The organism is Amycolatopsis sp. NPDC004169 (assembly GCF_040610315.1).
GTDB lineage: Bacteria > Actinomycetota > Actinomycetes > Mycobacteriales > Pseudonocardiaceae > Amycolatopsis.
Genome location: NZ_JBEXMD010000011.1, coordinates 17,284 through 34,984 on the forward strand (window position 1 = coordinate 17,284; position 17,701 = coordinate 34,984).

Sequence of the window (17,701 nt, forward strand, 5' to 3'; positions counted from 1 at the left end):
ACAATGGCCGGGGAAAATCGACGGAACCACCGTTTCGAGGGCTGATGAGCGAAGAATCCGCCATGTTGGCCGAGCAGGACCTCAAACTGGCCGACGCGCTCCAGGCGGCGCCGCGGGCGTCGTGGTCGACGCTCGGGGACGCGCTGGGGCTGAGCGCGGTGACGGTGGCCCGCCGCTGGGACGCACTGGTGGAGCGCGGGGACGCGTGGCTCACCGCGTACGCCGGCGGGGAGGTGGTCTCGCGGCTGGTGCTGGCGTTCGTCGCCGTCGACTGTGAGCCGGGGGCGGTGCTTTCGGTGGCTGCCGCGCTGGCTTCCGACGTCCACGTGGCGACGGTCGAGCAGGTGGCGGGGCCGTGCGACCTGCTCGCCCACGTCGTCGCGCCGTCGTTGCGCGAGCTGGGGGCGCACGTGGCGGGCCGGGTGGCGGCGGTGCCGGGCGTGACGCGGGTGCGGACGACGGTGTCCCCGCGGATGTTCACCGAGGGCAGCCGCTGGCGGGTCCGGGCGATCTCGCCGGGCCAGCGGGAGGCGCTGTCGGCCAAGCCGGCCCGCCGTCGTGCCCCGCTGCGGTTCGACGCGGCGGACCGGGCCCTGATCCTGGCGCTGGGCGCGGACGCCCGCGCCTCGGCGGCGGCGTTGGCGGAGTCGCTCGGCCTCGGCGCGACGACGGTGCGCCGCCGTCTGGAAGGACTGCTCGGCCGTGGCGCGATCCGCGTGCGGTGCGAGATCGCCCGCTCGGCGTCCCCGGCTCCGGTGACGGTGACGCTGTGGCTGCGGGTACCGCCGGACAAGCTGGAGACGACGGCGCGGTCGCTGGCGGTGGTGCCGGAGGTCCGGATGTGCGCGGCACTGGCGGGGGCGGAGAACCTGATGCTGGTGCTGTGGCTGCCATCCCCGCACGACGTGCTGGCGGTGGAGGCCCGGCTGGCGGCGAAGCTGCCGTGGCTGGAGATCACCGGCCGGGCGGTGACGCTGCGGACTGTCAAGCTGATGGGCCGGTTGCTCGACTCCGCGGGCCGGGGCGCCGGGCGGGTGCCGCTGGACTTCTGGGCCACGGTCCCCGTGCCGGAGCACGGGGACCGCAGCGTTCACCGGTCCGGGGAATGAGGGGGGTGAGGTGGAGGGAAGCATCCCCCGGGACCGGGGTTCTGGGGGCCGGTCGGCCCAGGTGGAGCGGACTTGGTTCCGGCCGGCTCGGTTCAGTTTTGCTTCAGCCGGTTCGGCTCGCTCCGGTCTGGCTTGGTTCTGTGCGGGCCGGTTGAGTTAGGCCCCGCTCGGCCCTGCTTTTACCGCTGTTCGGGTTTGGTCCGGGCCTACTTCGGACTGACTCGGATCCGGCCCGGTGACCGAGGGGCGGTCACCGGCCGGGGCTTCGGGGCGTGTCTCGCGTGATTCGGGGCGGAAGTCGCGTGATCAGCCACGGAAGTCGCGTGATCGGGGCCGGATCTCGCTCGCTGGAGGGGTATCTCGTGTGACTGGGGAGGTATCTCGTGTGACTGGGCGGGTATCTCGTGTGATCAGGAGGGCATCTCGCGTGATTGGAGGGGGATCTCGCGTGATTGGGAGGGCATCTCGCGTGATTGGGGAGGTTCCGGCGCGGTGGACCGGGGTGAGGTGGAGGGAAGTGTCCACCGGGCCGGAACTCTCGGGCGGGAGCGACTCCCGCCTTCTCCTCCTTCGCTGATCCGGCTGACCGGATCGGTGGTGAGGTATCCCGGCCCGGCGGACTGGGGGGTGAGGTGGAGGGAAAGCGTCCACCGGACCGGGGCTCGGGGTGCGGGACCGAAGCCCCGCGATTTCCTGCGGTGAAACAACCGGCCCGGCGGACAAGGGGGGTGAGGTGGAGGGAAGCGTCCACCGGGCCGGGGCTCGGGTGCGGGAGTGAATCCCGCAGTGGGTGGGGGACCTGGGTCTCGCGGGTCGGGCGGGCGGGGGCCCGCAGGTGGTGCGGGAGGGAGTCCCGCGGTCGAGGGGTGGTGCAACCGGCCCGGCGGACTCGGGGGGTGAGGTGGAGGGAAGTGTCCGCCGGGCCGGGGATCGTGGGGCGGGTCAGTACCCGCCGGGGTTCGTCGCTCTGGCCTGCTGGACCGGTGGGCGCTGCGTGGGCTCCGCCTTGCAGCCGTTCGGCTCCAGCGCGAACCACGTGCCGTCCGTTCCGTGGCCGGTTGCCTCTCCGGGCTCGTCCGCCGCGTACGTGTACGCCGGCCAGCCGCCCACCGTCACCTGTGTGGTGCCGTCCTCCCGGCGGATGCGGCCGACCAGGCCCGCGTCCATCCCGTCGGGGACCGTGATGCGGCCGTTCGCGAGCAGCGGCGGCCACTTCTGCGCGCACGCGCCGGTGCAGGTGGACTTGCCGGCACCGCGGCCGTCCTTGGTGAACAGGTACACCGAACGGCCGTCCGCGTCCGTGAGGACGGGCCCGAGGCCGTCGATCTGCGTGATGCCGAGGGTCGGCCGCTCGGTGCCCGCCTTCTCCCCCGCCGGCGTGATCGGGGCCCAGTCCGCGCTGACCCCGCGGCCGAGCGCGAGGCCCGGCCCGGTGTCCTTCGCGAACCGGTAGACCGGCCAGCCGGCGACCGTGACCTGCTTGCGGCCGTCGGGCCGGGTGACCTGGCCGACCAGCGCGCTGTCGATCCCGGCGGCCACCGCCGGGGCGTCGGAGATCAGCGGCGGCCACGTCGTCGCGCACGGGCCGGCGCAGTTCGCGCTCGACGGCTCGGCCGTGTCCTTCGCGTACCGGTAGAGCGTGTGCCCTTCACCGTCGGCCAGCACCGTGCCCAGTGCGTCCACTGTAGACGTCATCAGCTGCGCCGTGGCACCGGCCGGAACCGCGCTCGCCGGCTGCTGCTGCGCCCCGAGCACCACCGGCTGGACGGCTCCGGACGTGGCGTACGGGTTGGTCCCGCAGGCCGCGACCAGCGCGAGTCCGGCGAAGGTGATCGATGCGGCGGCAGCCGGGCGAGCACGGTTCATCGGAGGTTCTCCTTCCCGCTTGCAGAGGGGTTATTCGGCGCAGACCTTGCCGGAGTTGATGCAGTTGACCAGGCGGCCCATGATCTGCTTGCTCATCACGTTCGCGAAGTCGTCGTGGTCGGACTTCGGGTTGTGCTCTTCCTGCGCGAAAGCGTCCACTTTGTACTGCTTGTTCTGCTGGACGTCCTGCGGGACGTTGTACACCAGGGTCACCTGCAGCTGCGGCACGTTCTTGAAGCCCTGCGGGCACTTGCCCTGCTGGTCGGCGAACACGATGTGGCTGCGGTGGTCCGCGCTGTCGGTGTTCTTGCCGTCCCAGCAGTTCGGGAAGGCGTGGATCCGCTCGACCTTGCTGCCCTGCGGGCAGATCGGGTACTTGTCGGTGAGCCGGTCCTCGAACCCGGTGCAGGTCCAGCTGGGCCGGGCGTTCTTCGGGCCGTTGGTGCTCTGCTTGGCGTCACCGTAGAGGATCTTCAGGCCGAGCGGCATCGCGACGACGTTCCGCGCGCCGCCGCCGATGAACTTCAGCGTCGCAGACTCCGGCTCGATGATCTCGCCGTCGTTGTCGCCGACCTCTTCGTTCGCGCCCTGCGGACCGCCGAGTTCCTCCTGCTGCGCCTGGTTCTGGTTCTGCTGGTTCTGCTGGTTTTTGTTCTGGTCCTGCTGGTTCTTGTCCTGCTGCTGGTTCTGGTCCTGCTGGTTCTGCTGGTTCTGGTCCTGCTGGTTCTGGTCCTGCTGCTGGTTGTTCTGCTGACGGCGCTGCCGGTCCTGCTGCTGACCGTCGTTCTGGTCGCCCTGCTGCCGGGCGCCCCGGCCGGCCTGGCCGCCGCCCTGACGCTGCTCCTGCGCGTCCTTGGCGTCCTGCTGGCTCTTGTCCTGCTGGACGTCGCCGGTCTTGCCCTGCTGCTCCTGCTTGGCCTTCTGGTTCTTGCTCTGGTTGGTCGCGTTGTCCTCGCGGTCGATCCGGATGACGGGCCAGAAGTACGCCGACTTGTCACCGTTCTTGCAGGTGGTGCCGCCGGCGAGGAGGCTCTTGAGGCTGGAGTCGGCGTCGGTCGTCACGTTGCCGACGTAGTCGTGCAGGTGCTGGGCACCGTTCTTGATCCCGGGCTGCGCGATGAAGTTGTCCGGGTTGTGGTGCGAGCCGTCCGCGTTCGTTCCACAGTCGACGGTGAAGGAGCCCTTCGCGCCCTTCCCCTTCAGGGCCGCGTTCACGTTGCTGCCGGCGGGAACCTTGTTGATGTCGATGTAGAACGACGGGTCCGCCGGGTCCGCGCTGGCTTCGCCCGTGCGGCCCGCGGTGACCGCGACGGCGAGTGCGCCGACGGCGATCGCCAGGCCGATCGCACCCATCGCGATCTTGGTTCGGCGGGCAACGCGGTGCTTGCCCGTCACGGGGGACCGAGAATTCCGGGCCATAGACTAGTTCACCTCGTTCGTTATTCCGGGCGCGCGCCAACGGCGCGGCAGCCCGGGCAAGAACTACCGTTTATTGAGCTCGAGATCGCACGGAACCCGAGTGGGGATGCTTGCGGTTCCGGCTGTCGGGATGCATCGGGGGATGCATTGGGGGATACGGACCCGAGCGGCCCGAGGTTCAAAAGCGACCGGTCCGTTATCTGTTCGTTATCTACAAGAACGCAACCGGACAGCATTCACCCAGGTCACGACGTTTCACCGAAAAGAAAGAGATTCAGCGCTGGACGACGACGAGGACCGTGCCGTCTTCGCCGCGCACCTCGAACCGGCTGATCTGGTCCATCGCCAGGGAGACCGAGCCCTGCAGCCGCAACGGCTCGGGCGAGCCGGGGATGCCGAACCCCTTGGGCGGCACCGACCAGCTGGAGACGACGCGCTCGGCCCCGGTGGCCGGGACGGCGACCAGCTGGCACTTCACCGGCCCGACGATCCCGCGCAGCTCGAGCTCGACGCGGCTGCCCCACTCCACCGGCGAAACGGTGACCAGGGCGCTGACGGCGGACCCGCCGCTGCCGCGGCCGTAGGTCTGGCCGCCGCCGGGCTGGCCGGGGGCACCGCCGGGCGGCGCGGTGGACGTCGCCGGGACGCTCGTCGCCGGCGGTGGCTGCTTGTTGCTCGGGGCGGCGAGCGAAGCGGGCGGGACGGCGTCGGCCGGCCGGACCGCGAGGGTCACCAGCGGGCCGGCGATCACGGCCGCCGCGGCCGCGGCCCCGGCGAGGATGCCGATCCGGCGACGGCGGCGGCGCTTGACCGCGGCCTCTTCCATCAGGCCGCGCAGCACCCGCGGGCCCGGGGACAGCGTGCGCGGACCGGGCGCGGGCATCGGGGGCTCCGGCCAGCTGCGCTTCACCAGGTCGAGCACGTCCGGCAGCTGGTAGAGCTCGATCAGGTCGAGCTGGCAGTGCGGGCAGTTCATCAGGTGGGCTTCGAACTGGGAGTTCTCGGCTTCGCTGAGGACGCCCAGCACGTAGGCGGCGACGTCGGTGTGCGGTGATCCGGCCACGCTCAGTTCACCCCCGCTCGCGCAGGGCCCGGCGCAGCGCGCGGACGGCGTGGTGGATGCGGGACTTCACGGTGCCCGGTGGCACGCCGAGGGTCGCCGCGACCTCGTTCACGGTCCGATCGCGCAGGTAGGTCTGCTGGATGGCCTCCCGCTGCTCGGGCGAGAGACCCTGCAGCGCCTCGTAAACGATCATCGCGGCGAGCGTCCGGTCCGATTCGTCGGACACCGCGATCGCGTCGGATTCGATCTCCTCGATCTCCTGGGGGCGGGCACTGCGGCTGCGCCAGCCGTCGATGACGATACGGCGGGCCACCGTGAACAACCAGGCACGCAGCATCTCGGGCTGGCGGTCGAGCTTGTCGGCGTTCCGCCACGCCTTGATCAGGGTCTCCTGCACGACGTCTTCGGCCCACTGCCGGTCGTGGCCGGTCAGCCGCAGCGCGAACGCCATGAGGGACCCGCCGAACTCCTGGTAGAGCGCCTTCGCCAGATCGTCGTGGCCGCCGTCGGGCTCGACGACGGCTTCCTGATCACCGACGGATCTCAGCGCTCGGGTGTGCCGTCCCACGCGGGACATCCTGGTGTGCGCGAGCCCCGGCGTCCAGTACCCGGGGCCCGCAAACCGGTGGCAAAACTTTTTTGAACCGTTTCCGGACCGTGTCCGTATCCCCTACCGAAGACCCCGACCAGGCGTTGTCCCCCGCAACGCTCCGCATCCACTCCGGACCGAATGTCCACTGTGGATCTTTCGCGCCCTTTTCCGTTGCACTACCGGCAACAGCGCGTAGTCATGCCCCACGGAGGAGCAGTGATCCGCATTCCCCGCCCGGTGGTCCCCGCCGCCGTGTGCCTCTCTGCACTCGCCTTGCTCACTGCCTGTACCGCCGGCGCCGCCACCACCTCGGGTGGCGGGTACGCCGCCGGCGGCGCCGGGATGCAGATGCCCGGCATGCAGCAGGGCCAGGTCGTCCTGCCGATGCCGCAGGGCATCACCGCCGACCCGAACAACCCGGCGAAGAGCCAGCTCAGGGCCGCGAAGACGTTCGACCTCGGACTCCTGCTCGTCGACGGGACCGGGTACACGATCTACCGGTACGACCGGGACACCCCCAACCCCTCGCGGTCGAACTGCACGGACGCGTGCGCGGCCAAGTGGATCCCGGTCAAGCCGGGCACCCTGGCCCCGATCGACGTCGACCGGTCGCTGGTCGGCCAGATCACCCGCGACGACGGCAGCGTGCAGCAGACCCTCGCCGGCTGGCCGCTATACCACTTCACCGGTGACGAGGAACCGGCCGACACGTCCGGCCAGGGCGCCGACCAGGCGTGGTACCCGATCGCGCCGGACGGCAAGAAGATCACCCTGACCCAGGACGAGTGGAGGCAAAATGCGTTCGGCGTCTGAGCTCGCCGGGTTCGACTTCGAACCCGCGTCGGTTCTCGAGCGTTCCCGGCCGCTGGTCCGGATCCTGTTCGTCGTGGCGCTCGTGCTGGCGCTGCTCGCGCCGGGCTCGGCCTCCCTCGCCCAGACCGGCGCCGTGAACTCGGTGTCCGACACCGACGCGGTGCTGCTGACCAAGGTCCGCCAGGCGGGCCTGTGGGAAATGCCCTCCGGCATGATGGCCATGGAGAAGGGCAGCCCGATCGTCCAGAAGGTCGGCTTCGCGATCATGATGGACCACGGCCGCTTGGACGTGGCGACCCGCGCGCTGTCGCAGAAGCTGAACTCGCCGGTCCCCGACCAGCCCTCCGAGGAACAGCGCGGCTGGCTCGCCGAAGAGATGGCCGCCTCCCCCGGCCCGGAGTTCGACCGCGTCTTCGCCAACCGGCTGCGGGCGGCGCACGGGCAGGTCTTCGCCGTACTGGCGCAGCTGCGCGCCGGCACCCGCAACGACGACGTGCGGGCCTTCGCGACCGTCGGCAACCAGGCCGTGATGCGGCACATGACGATGCTCGAGAGCACCGGGATGGTCGACTACACCGCGCTGCCGGCCCCGGTGGTCTCGACCACCTCGGCACCCACCGGCATCCAGCTCGGGCTCGACCCGTCGCAGATCGCCGTGGTCGGCGGCCTGTTCCTGCTCCTCGGCGGCGGCCTCTTCTACGTGCTGCGCCAAGTCAAGAGCAACCGTGGCCGCGGCAGGACGTCGTCCCGGCCGGCCACCGCGAGAACCGGGGGTAGCCATGGTTGAGACCTGGCACGACGCGACGATCTTCCTCACCCAGCAGTTCCAGCCGAAGACCGACCCGGCCGCCCGCGGCCTGGCCGCGTTCGCCGCCAGGACCTCCTACGGGGCGGCGATGCTGACCCTCACCTGGGGCGTGCTCACCGCGACCGGCTGGATCCGCTCGGTGACCGGCCGGAAGGGCCTGCGCAGCACGCACATGGTGCTGGCCACCGCGACGATCATCTTCGGCGCGGTGCACGCGCTGGGCTTCACCTACCTGACCGTCCAGCCGTACAGCTTCGCCTACATGTTCATCCCGTTCGGCTCCGGCCAGGAAGCCCGCCACATCGCCGGCATCGTCGGCTTCGAGGTCATGTTCGCCATCTTCCTCACCGCGGGCCTGCAGCGCTTCACCTCCTACCGGCGCTGGCTGTGGCTGCACCGCTGCGCGTACCCGGCCGTGGGGCTCATCGCGGTCCACTCCTGGTTCGGCGCCATCGCCAACGGCCACCTCTCGGTGACCTGGCTGGGCGGCATCACGCTGCTCGTGCCGGCCGTGACGGTGTCGATGCTGCGGTTCATGCCGGCCCGCACGCTGGAGCGGATCGGCCTCGTGGAAGAGCAGGTGGCCTGACATGCCGTTCCGTCTGCCCGGCGGCGGGCCCCGGATCAGCGTCGACAACGACCGCTGCGAGCTCTACGGCATCTGCGCCATGGAGGCGCCGGACGTGTTCGACCTCGGACAGGACGGCCGCCTGCGCTTCCACACGCGGCTGCTGGACGAAACCACCATTGAACAGGCGAAGATGGCCGCCCGTTGCTGCCCGATGCAGGCGGTCGTGATGAGAGGGGACCTGGATGGCTGACGGCGACCGGATCGTCATCGTCGGCGCGGGTGTCGCAGGGTTGCGCGCCGCGGAGCGACTGCGGGAACAGAAGTTCGACGGCGAGATCGTCCTGATCGGCGACGAGGCCCGGCGGCCCTACCACCGCCCGATGGTCTCCAAGGCGCTGGTAATGGGGACCGAACGGCCCAGCGACGTGGGCCTTTCGCACTACTTGCCGGACCTCGACGTGCACTGGCGCCTCGGCGCGCGGGTCACGCACCTGGACACCACCGAGCGGGTCGTGCACCTGCCCGGCGGGGAGTCCCTCTGGTACGACGGCCTGATCGCCGCCACCGGCGTCTACCCGCGGCACCTGCCCGGCGCGCCGCGGCACGACCCGCGGGTGCGGATCCTGCGCACGGTCGAGGACTCGATGGCGGTGCGGCGCTGCCTCAACGCCAGCAAGAAGCCGGCCGTGGTGATCGGCGCCGGCCTGATCGGCAACGAGTTCGCCGCGAGCATGCGGCACATCGGCCGGGACGTCACCCTGATCGGGCACGCGAAGGCCCCGCTGCACCGCTTCGGCGACCGCGTCTCCAGCGGCATCGTCGAGGCGCACCACGAGCACCGCGCGAACCTGGCGATGCGCAGCGAAGTCCGGCACTGGATCAGCACGAAGGACACCGTCGGGCTGCACCTGACGAACAACCAGCTGCTGGTCGCCAGCGTCGTCGTGCTGGCCATCGGCAGTGTCCCGTCGGTGGACTGGATGCGCGGCTCCGGCCTCGACATCAGCGACGGCGTCCTCTGCGACTCGAAGCTGTTCGCCGAGGGCGCCTCCGACGTCGTCATCGCCGGCGACATCGCGCGCTGGCCGAACCTGCGCTTCGACGAGACCCCGCGGCGGGTCGAGCACTGGATCAACGCCGTCGAGTCGGCCCGGCACGCGGCGGACAACCTGCTGGTGGGCCACTCGAGCGCGAAGCCGTTCACCCCGCTCCCCCGCGCCTGGTCGACGCTGTACGACACCCGGCTGCAGATGTGCGGGATGCCGTCGCTGGCCGAGGACACCGTGTCGCTGGCCGACGGCATCACCGGCTTCGTCCGCGACGGCAGGCTCGTCGGCATCTCCTGCTGGGACAAGCCGCGGGCGATGCTCGACTGGATGGCCGAGCTCGACCGGCGGCTGCCGGCACCCGACTACGTGCCGGAGCCGGAGCCCGCTCCCGTCGCGGAGGTCCCCGAGGTGCCGACCGTCGAACCGGCGCTCGCCGCGCTGGCGGCCGAGGTGCCGCCGGAGTTCGACAGCGGCTTCGACCACCAGGCCTTCGAGCGGGAGTTCGAGAGCGAGTTCGCCAACGACATCCCGACGACGGCGTTCCCCGCGCAGTCGCTGCCGGCCCCGCCGACCACGGCGTTCGCCGCGCAGCCCGGCGCCGCGCTGCCGACCATGGCCATCCCGATGGGGAGGTAGAGAAAGCCGGGACGCCGGCTGCGCGCGGCGGCCGCCGTCCCTTGCCGGCCACCACACTCCCTCCGCGGCTGGGTGGTGTGGTGGCCGGCCCCAGCGTCCCCCTGCCCGCCTCGCGTTGGACAACCGAGCGCCCGGCGGGCCAGGAGAGGGCCATCCCGAGGGAACCCGACGCCCCCGGGGTGGCCTTCTTCCGGCGCACCGGGCGGGGGCCCGGGGTCGAGCGCCGCGGCGGGTCACTCCGCTTCGGCGCACGGGTCGTGGAAGTCGTCCCGGTGGACGGGTATGCCGCCGGAAGGACCGCCACGGTCTTTGCAGCACCGGTGCACGGCCGTCCCGGGGGCACGGGAACTCCCGGGACGGTCTTCACCGCCGTCGCCGCGACCACCACGACTCCCCTGCGACGAGACCGCCGAGGACGAGCACCGCCACCCCGGCGACGCGCAGCCCGGCGTCCGTCCCCGAGACGAACGCGGCCACCACGTCGGACGCGCGGGGCGTCCGGGCGAGGGCTTCGGCCACCGTGTGCGCCCCACGGCCCTCCGGCGGCAGCGCGGCCGTGAACCACGCGGTGGAGACGGTGCTGACCACGGCGACGCCGAGCGCGCTGCCGAACTCCCGGGTCGTGGCCTGCAACCCGGTGGCCACCCCCGCCTGCGCCGCCGGGAGAGCGCCCGCGATCACGCCCGACAGCGTCGGCAACGCCAGCGTCACCCCGATCCCGGTCACGACGAGCCAAGCCGCGTACCCGGCGTACGGGGTGGTCGCGTCGCTCGTGGACAGTCCGAGCAAGCCGGCTCCGACGAACGCGAAGGCGAGCGCGACGGTCCCGTCGACCCCGATGCGCCGGGACAGGCGACCCACGTGCCGTCCGCCGAGGACGATCGGCACGGTCAGCGGGACGATCCCGAGCCCGGTCGCCAGTACCCCGAAACCCTTGGCGTACTGGAGGAACGACGCGTTGACGTAGAACAGCGCGAACATCCCGAAGAAGATCGCGGTCATGCCGAGGCAGGCGCTGCGCAGGCCGGCGATCCGGAACAGCCGCGGGTCCAGGAGCGGGTGCTCCGACCTCAGTTCGACGACCACCCACGCCGCGAACAGCACGGTGGCACCGGCGAAGCCGGTCACGACGAGCGTGCTGCCCCAGCCCGACTCCGGGCCCTGGACGATCCCGACCAGCAGCGCGACCGACGCGCCGACCAGCAACAGCGCGGCCACCGGGCCGAGCGGGCGATCGTGGCGGGCCGAAACCGGCGCCGTGCGGGCGACCAGGACGGCCGCGGCGAGCGCGGCCGGCACGGCGGCCGCGAAGAGCCAGCGCCACGATCCGCCCGCCAGCAGCAGCCCCCCGCCGGCGTTACCGGCGACCCCGCCGATACCGGTCATCGACGCCCAGGTCGCGATGGTGGCCGGCCGGCGTCCGGCGGGAACGGCGTGCAGCAGGACGGCGAGCGAGTTGGGCAGGACCGCGGCCGCGCCGACCCCGGTGAGCGCCCGGCCGGCGAGCAGGACGGCGACGCCGGGCGCCACCGCCGACAGCAGCGCGCCCACCGCGAACAGCACCAGCCCGGCCAGCAGGACGCCCTTGCGGCCGAACCGGTCGCCTGCCGCCCCGCCGGGGATCACCAGGCAGGCGAACACGATGACGTAGGTGTCGACGATCCAGACCAGCGCCGGCGCCGACGGGTGCAACGGACTCGCGGCGAGCAGCGGGACGGCCAGGTTGACCGCCGCGACCATGCCCACGACGAGCACGACGCACGCGCACATGAGCGGGAGCAGGCTCGTTCTTTGCTTGAGGTGCATGGGGCCGACGGTAGGAACGACGGACCTCTGCGCGCGACGCAACTTCGACAAGACTGTTTTGCGTACGCTGCAACCATGCCCGAGCAGCTCGACCTGAACCTCCTGCGCGTGTTCGACGCGCTCCTGCGGGACGGCAGCGTGACGGCGGCGGCCGAGCGCCTCCACCTGTCCATCCCGGCGACCAGCCGCGCGCTGGGCCGGCTGCGGCGGGCGATGGGCGACCCGATCCTGGTGCGGGCCGGCCGCGGGCTGGCGCCGACGCCGTTCGCGCTGCGCACCGCGCCTCGGGTGCGCTCGCTGCTGGAGGAAGCGGCGTCGCTGGTCAGCACCGACTTCTCACTCGCCACCCTGGACCGCACGTTCACGATCCGCATCAACGACGGCGTGGCCGCGACCCTCGCCACGGCCGCGGCCGACGCGGTGGCGTCGGCCGCGCCGGGTGTCACGCTGCGGTTCGTGGCCGAAGGGGACGAGAGCGCCGAGGCCCTGCGTGACGGCTCGGTCGACCTGGACATCGGCGTGGGCGGGCACCCGTCCCCCGACATCCGGACGGCGGTGCTCTACCACGACCACCTGGTGGCGGCCGTGCGCGCGGACAGCCCGCTGGGCCGGGTCCGCCGGCCGACCCTGGCGCAGCTGTGCCGGCACCCCCACGTGGCGGCCTCCCGCCGCGGCCTCGCCCGCGGCCCGCTGGACGAGGCGCTCGAGGCGGCGGGCCTGCGCCGCCACGTCGCCGCCGTCGTCCCCACGGCCGCGGTGGCCGCGCTGGTGGTCGCGTCCAGCCCGTACGTCGGCCTGCTGCCGCGGCGCCTCGCCGAGCAGTACGGCGAGCCGCTCGGCCTCCGCTGGTTCCCGGTCCCGGCGGACCTGCCCGGCCTCGAGGTCTGCCTGTCCTGGCACGCCCGCCTCGACGCCGACCCGGCCCAGCAGTGGCTCCGCAACACCCTCCGCGACGCCTTCCCCTGACCGTGTCGCCCCTCCAATCACGCGTGATGCCCCTCCAATCACGCGAGATCGCCTTCCAATCACGCGAGATCCGCCTCCAATCACGCGAGATCCGCTTCCGGTCACCGCGGATGCCGTGCGGGAACGGTCGACACGCGTGATCGAAGGGTCGACACGCGTGATCAGGGGGTCGACACGATTCCCTCCGCCGGGCCCGTCCGCTGTGGCAGGATCCAGGGGTGACCAGCACGTCCACGGAGCAGTACCTGCGCGACCTCGCGCTGCTGCGGCGCGTGCGCGACCGGATCGACCGGGAGTACGCCCAGCCGCTCGACGTCGAGGCGCTGGCGCGTGGCGTGAACATGTCCGGCGGGCACCTCAGCCGGCAGTTCCGGCGCGCCTACGGTGAGTCACCGTACTCGTACCTCATGACGCGGCGGATCGAACGGGCCATGGCGCTGCTGCGCAAGGGTGAGCTGAGCGTCACCGAGGTCTGCTTCACCGTCGGGTTCTCGTCGCTCGGCACCTTCAGCACCCGGTTCGCCGAGCTGGTCGGGATGCCTCCGAGCGCCTACCGCGAGCAGCAGGCCGAGGCCACCGTCGGCATGCCGCCGTGCGTCGCCAAACAGGTCACGCGACCGATCAGGAATCGAGAAGCGCGGCCGTCGACGGCCACCTAGGGTGACGACCATGGACGTCACCATTCACTCCAGCTTCCTCCCGCACACGGATCCGGAAGCCTCGCTCGCCTTCTACCGCGACCTCCTCGGCTTCGAGGTCCGCCAGAACGTCAAGTACGGCGACATGCAGTGGATCACCGTCGGCCCGCCGAACCAGCCGGACACCGCGATCGTGCTGGCGCCGGTGGCCGCGACGCCGGGCCTGACCGACGACGAGCGCCGGATGATCAACGAGATGATGGCCAAGGGCACCTACGCCTCGGTCAACCTCGCCACCAAGGACCTCGACGCCCTGTTCGCCAAGCTCGAGGCGGCCAACGCCGAGGTCGTCCAAGAGCCGGTCGACCAGCCCTACGGCATCCGCGACTGCTCGTTCCGCGACCCGGCGGGCAACCTGCTGCGCATCCAGGAGCTGCGCTGACCACGACCGCCCCCGCGCGCGGCTACCGCGAGGTGCTGCGCGACCGGCGGCTCGCCGGGCTCCTGGTGGGGGATCTCCTGGCCAACGTCGGCACCGGCATGCTGCTGGTCGCCATGCCCGTCCAGACGCTGTCCCTGCACGGTGACGTCCCGAAGGCCATCGCCATCGGGCTCGTGGAGGCCGCGCCGTTCGTCCTCTCCACCGTGCTCGCCCTGGCCATCGGCCTCGGGCGGGTGCGGGTGCCGCCGCGCACGCTGCTCGTCGCCGACTGCGTGCTGCGGTCGCTGACCTTCGCCGCCCTCGGCGTCCTGGCCGTCACGGGCCGGCTCACGCTGCCGGTGCTGGTCGCCGGGCTCCTCTTCGGCGCGACGTTCCGGTTGGCCGGGTCGAGCAGCCGGCGCCTGCTCGCCACGTCGGCCGCGGGCGAGGCCGGGCGCTTCTCGGTCAACGGCCTGCTGGGCCTGAACACGACATTCGCGCTCTACATCGCCGGCCCGGTGCTGGGCGGAATCCTCGTCGCGACGACCGGCGCGGGCTTCGCGCTCTTCGTCGACGCGGCCGGCGCGCTGGTCCTGCTGGCCTGCGTTCCCCGCGAGGCCGGAGACCGCAACGCGCTGCGCGACGAGGGCGCCCCCGAGTCGGGCTGGCGGATCCTGCGCCGCCGCCCGGTCGCCGCGCGGCTGCTGGTGGTCGAGTTCTTCTTCAACTTCCTGTACATGCCGGTCGAAGTGGCGCTCCCGCTGTACGTGAGCGGGACGTTGCACGCCGGCGCGTCCGGGCTGGGGGTGCTGTGGGGTGCGCTCGGGGTGGGCGCGTTCCTCGGCTCCGCGCTCGTCAGCCGGCTGCGGAACCTGCCGCAGCGGCCGCTGCTGGTGGCGATCATCGGCCTGTGGGCGCTGTGCCCGATCGCGCTCGCCGTCACCGGCGACCTCACCGTGGCGCTGCTCGTCTTCGGACTGGGCGGCCTGGTGTACGCGCCGTTCACGCCGGTCGCCTACAGCTTCCTGCAGTCGGGGCTCGCCCCCGGCGAACAGCAGCAGGTCGTCACGCTGTGGACGACCGGCGCCACGGTCGCCGCCCCGCTCGGGCTGGCACTGGGCGGCCCCCTGATCGACCTGACCGGCAGCACGGGCGGCCTCGCGCTGTCCGGCGTGCTGACCCTCCTGCTGCTCCCGATCGCGGCCAGGGCCGTGCTCGGCCGCCTTCCGGAAAGGAACCCGGCATGTGCCTCGGCCTGAAAGCCGCCGCGCACCATCACCTGCGTGAATTGGCGGTATTGCGCCGCGTCCGCGATCGCATCGACCGCGAATGCACGGCTCCCCTCGACGTCGAAAAGCTCGCGAGCACGGTGGATCTGCCCGTCGCGCAATTCATCCGCCGTTTCCGCGACGCCTACGGCCTTTCCCCGCACGAATACCGGCAAGCCGCCGAGGCCCGAACCAAAAACTGGAGATCCCGATGAGCAAGCACGTGGCCGACAGCCATGACCTGATCCGCGTCCACGGTGCGCGCGTGAACAACCTCAAGGACGTCAGCGTCGAGCTGCCCAAGCGGCGGCTGACGGTGTTCACCGGGGTTTCCGGCTCGGGCAAGAGCTCACTGGTGTTCAGCACGATCGCCGCCGAGTCGCAGCGGCTGATCAACGAGACCTACAGCACCTTCGTGCAGGGGTTCATGCCGACGCTGGCCAGACCGGACGTCGACGTGCTCGACGGGATCACCACCGCGATCATCGTCGACCAGGAGCGGATGGGCGCGAACCCGCACTCCACCGTCGGCACCGCGACCGACGCGAACGCGATGCTGCGCATCCTGTTCAGCCGGCTCGGGACGCCGCACATCGGCTCGCCGCAGGCGTTTTCGTTCAACGTCGCCTCGATCAGCGGCGCGGGCGCGGTCACCATCGAAAAGGGCGGCCGGCAGATCAAGGAACGCCGCAGCTTCAGCATCACCGGCGGCATGTGCCCGCGCTGCGAGGGCCGCGGTAAGGTCAACGACATCGACCTCACCGCGCTGTTCGACGAGAACAAGTCGCTCAACGAAGGCGCGATCACCATCCCGGGCTACAGCATGGAGGGCTGGTACGGCCGCATCTTCCGCGGTTCCGGCTTCTTCGACCCGGACAAGCCGATCAAGAAGTTCACCAAGAAGCAGTTCAACGACCTGGTCTACAAGGAACCGACGAAGATCAAGGTCGAGGGCATCAACCTGACCTACTCGGGGCTGGTCCCGGCGATCCAGAAGTCCTTCCTGTCCAAGGACGTCGACGCGATGCAGCCGCACATCCGGGCGTTCGTCGAGCGGGCGGTGACCTTCCAGACCTGCCCGGACTGCAACGGCACGCGGCTGTCACCGGAGGCGCGTTCGTCGAAGATCGGCGGGATCAGCATCGCCGACGCCTGCGCGATGCAGATCAGCGACCTCGCCGCGTGGGTCGGGAAGCTGTCCGAGCCGTCGGTCGCGCCGCTGCTGGACGCGCTGAAGCACACGCTCGACTCGTTCGTCGAGATCGGCCTGGGCTACCTCTCGCTGGACCGTCCATCCGGGACGCTCTCGGGCGGGGAAGCCCAGCGCACCAAGATGATCCGCCACCTCGGCTCGTCACTGACCGACGTCACCTACGTCTTCGACGAGCCGACGATCGGGCTGCACCCGCACGACATCCGCCGCATGAACGACCTGCTGCTGCAGCTGCGCGACAAGGGCAACACGGTGCTGGTGGTGGAGCACAAGCCGGAGGCCATCGCGATCGCCGACCACGTCGTCGACCTGGGCCCGCGCGCGGGCACCGAGGGCGGCGAGATCGTCTTCGAGGGCACTGTGGACGGTCTGCGCTCCAGTGGCACGCTGACCGGGCGGCACCTGGACGACCGCGCCTCGCTGAAGCCGTCGGTGCGTGAGCCGTCGGGCTTCCTGGAGGTGCGCGGGGCGGCGACGCACAACCTGCAGGACGTCGACGTCGACATCCCGCTCGGGGTGCTGGTGGTGGTGACCGGCGTGGCGGGCTCGGGCAAGAGCTCGCTGATCCACGGCTCGGTGTCCGGCGGCGAAGGCGTGGTGACGGTCGACCAGACCGGCATCCGCGGCTCACGCCGCAGCAACCCGGCGACCTACACCGGCCTGCTGGAGCCGATCCGCAAGGCGTTCGCCAAGGCCAACGGCGTCAAGCCGGCGCTGTTCAGCGCGAACTCCGAGGGCGCGTGCCCGAACTGCAACGGCGCCGGCGTGGTCTACACCGACCTGGGCATCATGGCGGGGACGGCAACGCCGTGCGAAGTCTGCGAGGGCAAGCGGTTCAACGCCGACGTGCTGGAGTACACGTTCGGCGGCCGGGACATCAGCGAGGTGCTCGCGATGCCGGTGTCTTCGGCGCTGGAGTTCTTCTCGTCCGGTGACGCGGCGCTGCCGGCGGCGCACAAGATCCTGACGCACCTGTCCGACGTCGGCCTGGGCTACCTGACGCTGGGCCAGCCGCTGACGACCCTGTCCGGCGGCGAGCGCCAGCGGATCAAGCTGGCGACGCACATGGCGGAGCAGGGCGGGGTGTACGTGCTGGACGAGCCGACGGCCGGCCTGCACCTGGCGGACGTCGAGCAGCTGCTGGGCCTGCTGGACCGCCTGGTGGACGCGGGCAAGTCGGTGATCGTGATCGAGCACCACCAGGCGGTGATGGCCCACGCGGACTGGATCGTCGACCTCGGCCCGGGCGCCGGCCACGACGGCGGCCGGGTCGTGTTCGAGGGGACGCCGGCCCAGCTGGTGAAGGCCCGGAAGAAGACGCTGACGGGGAAGCACCTCGCGGAGTACATCAGCTGACACCCGGCCGGCCGCGCGTATACCAGCGCGGCCGGTAGGGCTGGCCCCCCGAAAGTCCTTCGAGCGCACCACATTCCGGGACACCCCGCGGGCGCGAAGACTCGGGT

At 71.5% G+C, this 17,701-nt stretch carries 17 protein-coding genes; 12 read left to right on the forward strand and 5 right to left on the reverse strand.

The window, feature by feature from the left end; genetic code table 11:
* Positions 1-44: 44 nt before the first annotated feature.
* Entirely contained in the window at positions 45-1,109 is a 1,065-nt protein-coding gene (locus ABZX11_RS16975) for an Lrp/AsnC family transcriptional regulator (RefSeq protein WP_354913854.1), read from the forward strand.
* A 942-nt stretch (positions 1,110-2,051) separates the two neighbouring features.
* Here the strand turns inward: ABZX11_RS16975 and ABZX11_RS16980 are convergent.
* The 4 genes from ABZX11_RS16980 to ABZX11_RS16995 all read right to left on the reverse strand — a co-directional run bounded on the left by ABZX11_RS16980 (position 2,052) and on the right by ABZX11_RS16995 (position 6,025).
* Complete coding sequence (locus ABZX11_RS16980) at positions 2,052-2,975, reverse strand: SCO0930 family lipoprotein (RefSeq protein ID WP_354913856.1); 924 nt, start codon at positions 2,973-2,975, stop codon at positions 2,052-2,054.
* A 30-nt stretch (positions 2,976-3,005) separates the two neighbouring features.
* Positions 3,006-4,394, reverse strand: coding sequence for a DUF1996 domain-containing protein (locus ABZX11_RS16985; protein ID WP_354913858.1), 1,389 nt, complete (start codon positions 4,392-4,394; stop codon positions 3,006-3,008).
* A 274-nt stretch (positions 4,395-4,668) separates the two neighbouring features.
* Complete coding sequence (locus tag ABZX11_RS16990; RefSeq protein ID WP_176176042.1) at positions 4,669-5,457, reverse strand: zf-HC2 domain-containing protein; 789 nt, start codon at positions 5,455-5,457, stop codon at positions 4,669-4,671.
* Positions 5,458-5,464: 7 nt separating this feature from the next.
* A complete protein-coding gene (locus tag ABZX11_RS16995; protein WP_176176041.1) occupies positions 5,465-6,025 on the reverse strand; it encodes a sigma-70 family RNA polymerase sigma factor in 561 nt (186 codons plus the stop codon).
* A 240-nt stretch (positions 6,026-6,265) separates the two neighbouring features.
* On the opposite strand from ABZX11_RS16995, the gene ABZX11_RS17000 reads away from it, so the two are divergent.
* The 5 genes from ABZX11_RS17000 to ABZX11_RS17020 are packed head-to-tail and all read left to right on the forward strand — an operon-like array spanning position 6,266 to position 9,926.
* Positions 6,266-6,862 (forward strand): hypothetical protein, encoded by a 597-nt coding sequence (locus ABZX11_RS17000; protein WP_176176040.1) that lies wholly within the window; start codon positions 6,266-6,268, stop codon positions 6,860-6,862.
* Positions 6,846-7,649 carry a DUF4142 domain-containing protein gene (locus ABZX11_RS17005; RefSeq protein WP_176176039.1) on the forward strand — a complete coding sequence of 268 codons (804 nt, stop codon included), beginning with the start codon at positions 6,846-6,848 and terminating at the stop codon, positions 7,647-7,649. Before ABZX11_RS17000 ends, ABZX11_RS17005 begins: the two co-directional genes overlap by 17 nt.
* Positions 7,642-8,259: a ferric reductase-like transmembrane domain-containing protein gene (locus ABZX11_RS17010; RefSeq protein ID WP_176176038.1), complete on the forward strand. Its 618-nt coding sequence runs from the start codon at positions 7,642-7,644 to the stop codon at positions 8,257-8,259. The genes ABZX11_RS17005 and ABZX11_RS17010 overlap by 8 nt, the downstream gene beginning before the upstream one ends.
* A gap of 1 nt (position 8,260) precedes the next feature.
* Positions 8,261-8,491 (forward strand): ferredoxin, encoded by a 231-nt coding sequence (locus ABZX11_RS17015; protein WP_013224408.1) that lies wholly within the window; start codon positions 8,261-8,263, stop codon positions 8,489-8,491.
* Positions 8,484-9,926: an FAD/NAD(P)-binding oxidoreductase gene (locus ABZX11_RS17020; protein WP_176176037.1), complete on the forward strand. Its 1,443-nt coding sequence runs from the start codon at positions 8,484-8,486 to the stop codon at positions 9,924-9,926. The genes ABZX11_RS17015 and ABZX11_RS17020 overlap by 8 nt, the downstream gene beginning before the upstream one ends.
* A 363-nt stretch (positions 9,927-10,289) precedes the next feature.
* Here the strand turns inward: ABZX11_RS17020 and ABZX11_RS17025 are convergent, their stop codons facing one another.
* Entirely contained in the window at positions 10,290-11,696 is a 1,407-nt protein-coding gene (locus ABZX11_RS17025) for an MFS transporter (protein ID WP_354914134.1), read from the reverse strand.
* Positions 11,697-11,807: 111 nt separating this feature from the next.
* Here ABZX11_RS17025 and ABZX11_RS17030 point away from each other — a divergent pair, with 111 nt between their 5' ends.
* The 6 genes from ABZX11_RS17030 (at position 11,808) to ABZX11_RS17055 (ending at position 17,594) form a co-directional block, all read left to right on the forward strand.
* The gene (locus ABZX11_RS17030; RefSeq protein ID WP_354913862.1) at positions 11,808-12,698 is read left to right on the forward strand and encodes a LysR family transcriptional regulator; all 891 of its coding nucleotides are present in this window, start codon (positions 11,808-11,810) and stop codon (positions 12,696-12,698) included.
* Between the two features lie 218 nt (positions 12,699-12,916).
* Positions 12,917-13,357 (forward strand): helix-turn-helix transcriptional regulator, encoded by a 441-nt coding sequence (locus ABZX11_RS17035; protein WP_176176035.1) that lies wholly within the window; start codon positions 12,917-12,919, stop codon positions 13,355-13,357.
* A 10-nt stretch (positions 13,358-13,367) separates the two neighbouring features.
* Positions 13,368-13,778: a VOC family protein gene (locus ABZX11_RS17040; RefSeq protein WP_354913865.1), complete on the forward strand. Its 411-nt coding sequence runs from the start codon at positions 13,368-13,370 to the stop codon at positions 13,776-13,778.
* Between the two features lie 32 nt (positions 13,779-13,810).
* Complete coding sequence (locus ABZX11_RS17045; protein ID WP_354913867.1) at positions 13,811-15,016, forward strand: MFS transporter; 1,206 nt, start codon at positions 13,811-13,813, stop codon at positions 15,014-15,016.
* The gene (locus ABZX11_RS17050) at positions 15,001-15,240 is read left to right on the forward strand and encodes an AraC family transcriptional regulator (protein WP_354913869.1); all 240 of its coding nucleotides are present in this window, start codon (positions 15,001-15,003) and stop codon (positions 15,238-15,240) included. The genes ABZX11_RS17045 and ABZX11_RS17050 overlap by 16 nt, the downstream gene beginning before the upstream one ends.
* Positions 15,237-17,594: an excinuclease ABC subunit UvrA gene (locus ABZX11_RS17055; RefSeq protein ID WP_354913871.1), complete on the forward strand. Its 2,358-nt coding sequence runs from the start codon at positions 15,237-15,239 to the stop codon at positions 17,592-17,594. Before ABZX11_RS17050 ends, ABZX11_RS17055 begins: the two co-directional genes overlap by 4 nt.
* The last annotated feature ends 107 nt before the right edge of the window (positions 17,595-17,701 follow it).

Excerpts from the sequence above, each read along its gene's own strand:
- ABZX11_RS17055 (WP_354913871.1), top strand. The coding sequence starts at position 15,237 with ATGAGCAAGCACGTGGCCGACAGCCATGACCTGATCCGCGTCCACGGT.
- ABZX11_RS17020 (WP_176176037.1), top strand. The coding sequence starts at position 8,484 with ATGGCTGACGGCGACCGGATCGTCATCGTCGGCGCGGGTGTCGCAGGG.
- ABZX11_RS17005 (WP_176176039.1), top strand. The coding sequence starts at position 6,846 with ATGCGTTCGGCGTCTGAGCTCGCCGGGTTCGACTTCGAACCCGCGTCG.
- ABZX11_RS17030 (WP_354913862.1), top strand. The coding sequence starts at position 11,808 with ATGCCCGAGCAGCTCGACCTGAACCTCCTGCGCGTGTTCGACGCGCTC.
- ABZX11_RS17015 (WP_013224408.1), top strand. The coding sequence starts at position 8,261 with ATGCCGTTCCGTCTGCCCGGCGGCGGGCCCCGGATCAGCGTCGACAAC.
- ABZX11_RS17050 (WP_354913869.1), top strand. The coding sequence starts at position 15,001 with ATGTGCCTCGGCCTGAAAGCCGCCGCGCACCATCACCTGCGTGAATTG.
- ABZX11_RS16985 (WP_354913858.1), bottom strand. The coding sequence starts at position 4,394 with ATGGCCCGGAATTCTCGGTCCCCCGTGACGGGCAAGCACCGCGTTGCC.
- ABZX11_RS17040 (WP_354913865.1), top strand. The coding sequence starts at position 13,368 with ATGGACGTCACCATTCACTCCAGCTTCCTCCCGCACACGGATCCGGAA.
- ABZX11_RS17025 (WP_354914134.1), bottom strand. The coding sequence starts at position 11,696 with ATGTGCGCGTGCGTCGTGCTCGTCGTGGGCATGGTCGCGGCGGTCAAC.
- ABZX11_RS17010 (WP_176176038.1), top strand. The coding sequence starts at position 7,642 with ATGGTTGAGACCTGGCACGACGCGACGATCTTCCTCACCCAGCAGTTC.
- ABZX11_RS16980 (WP_354913856.1), bottom strand. The coding sequence starts at position 2,975 with ATGAACCGTGCTCGCCCGGCTGCCGCCGCATCGATCACCTTCGCCGGA.
- ABZX11_RS16975 (WP_354913854.1), top strand. The coding sequence starts at position 45 with ATGAGCGAAGAATCCGCCATGTTGGCCGAGCAGGACCTCAAACTGGCC.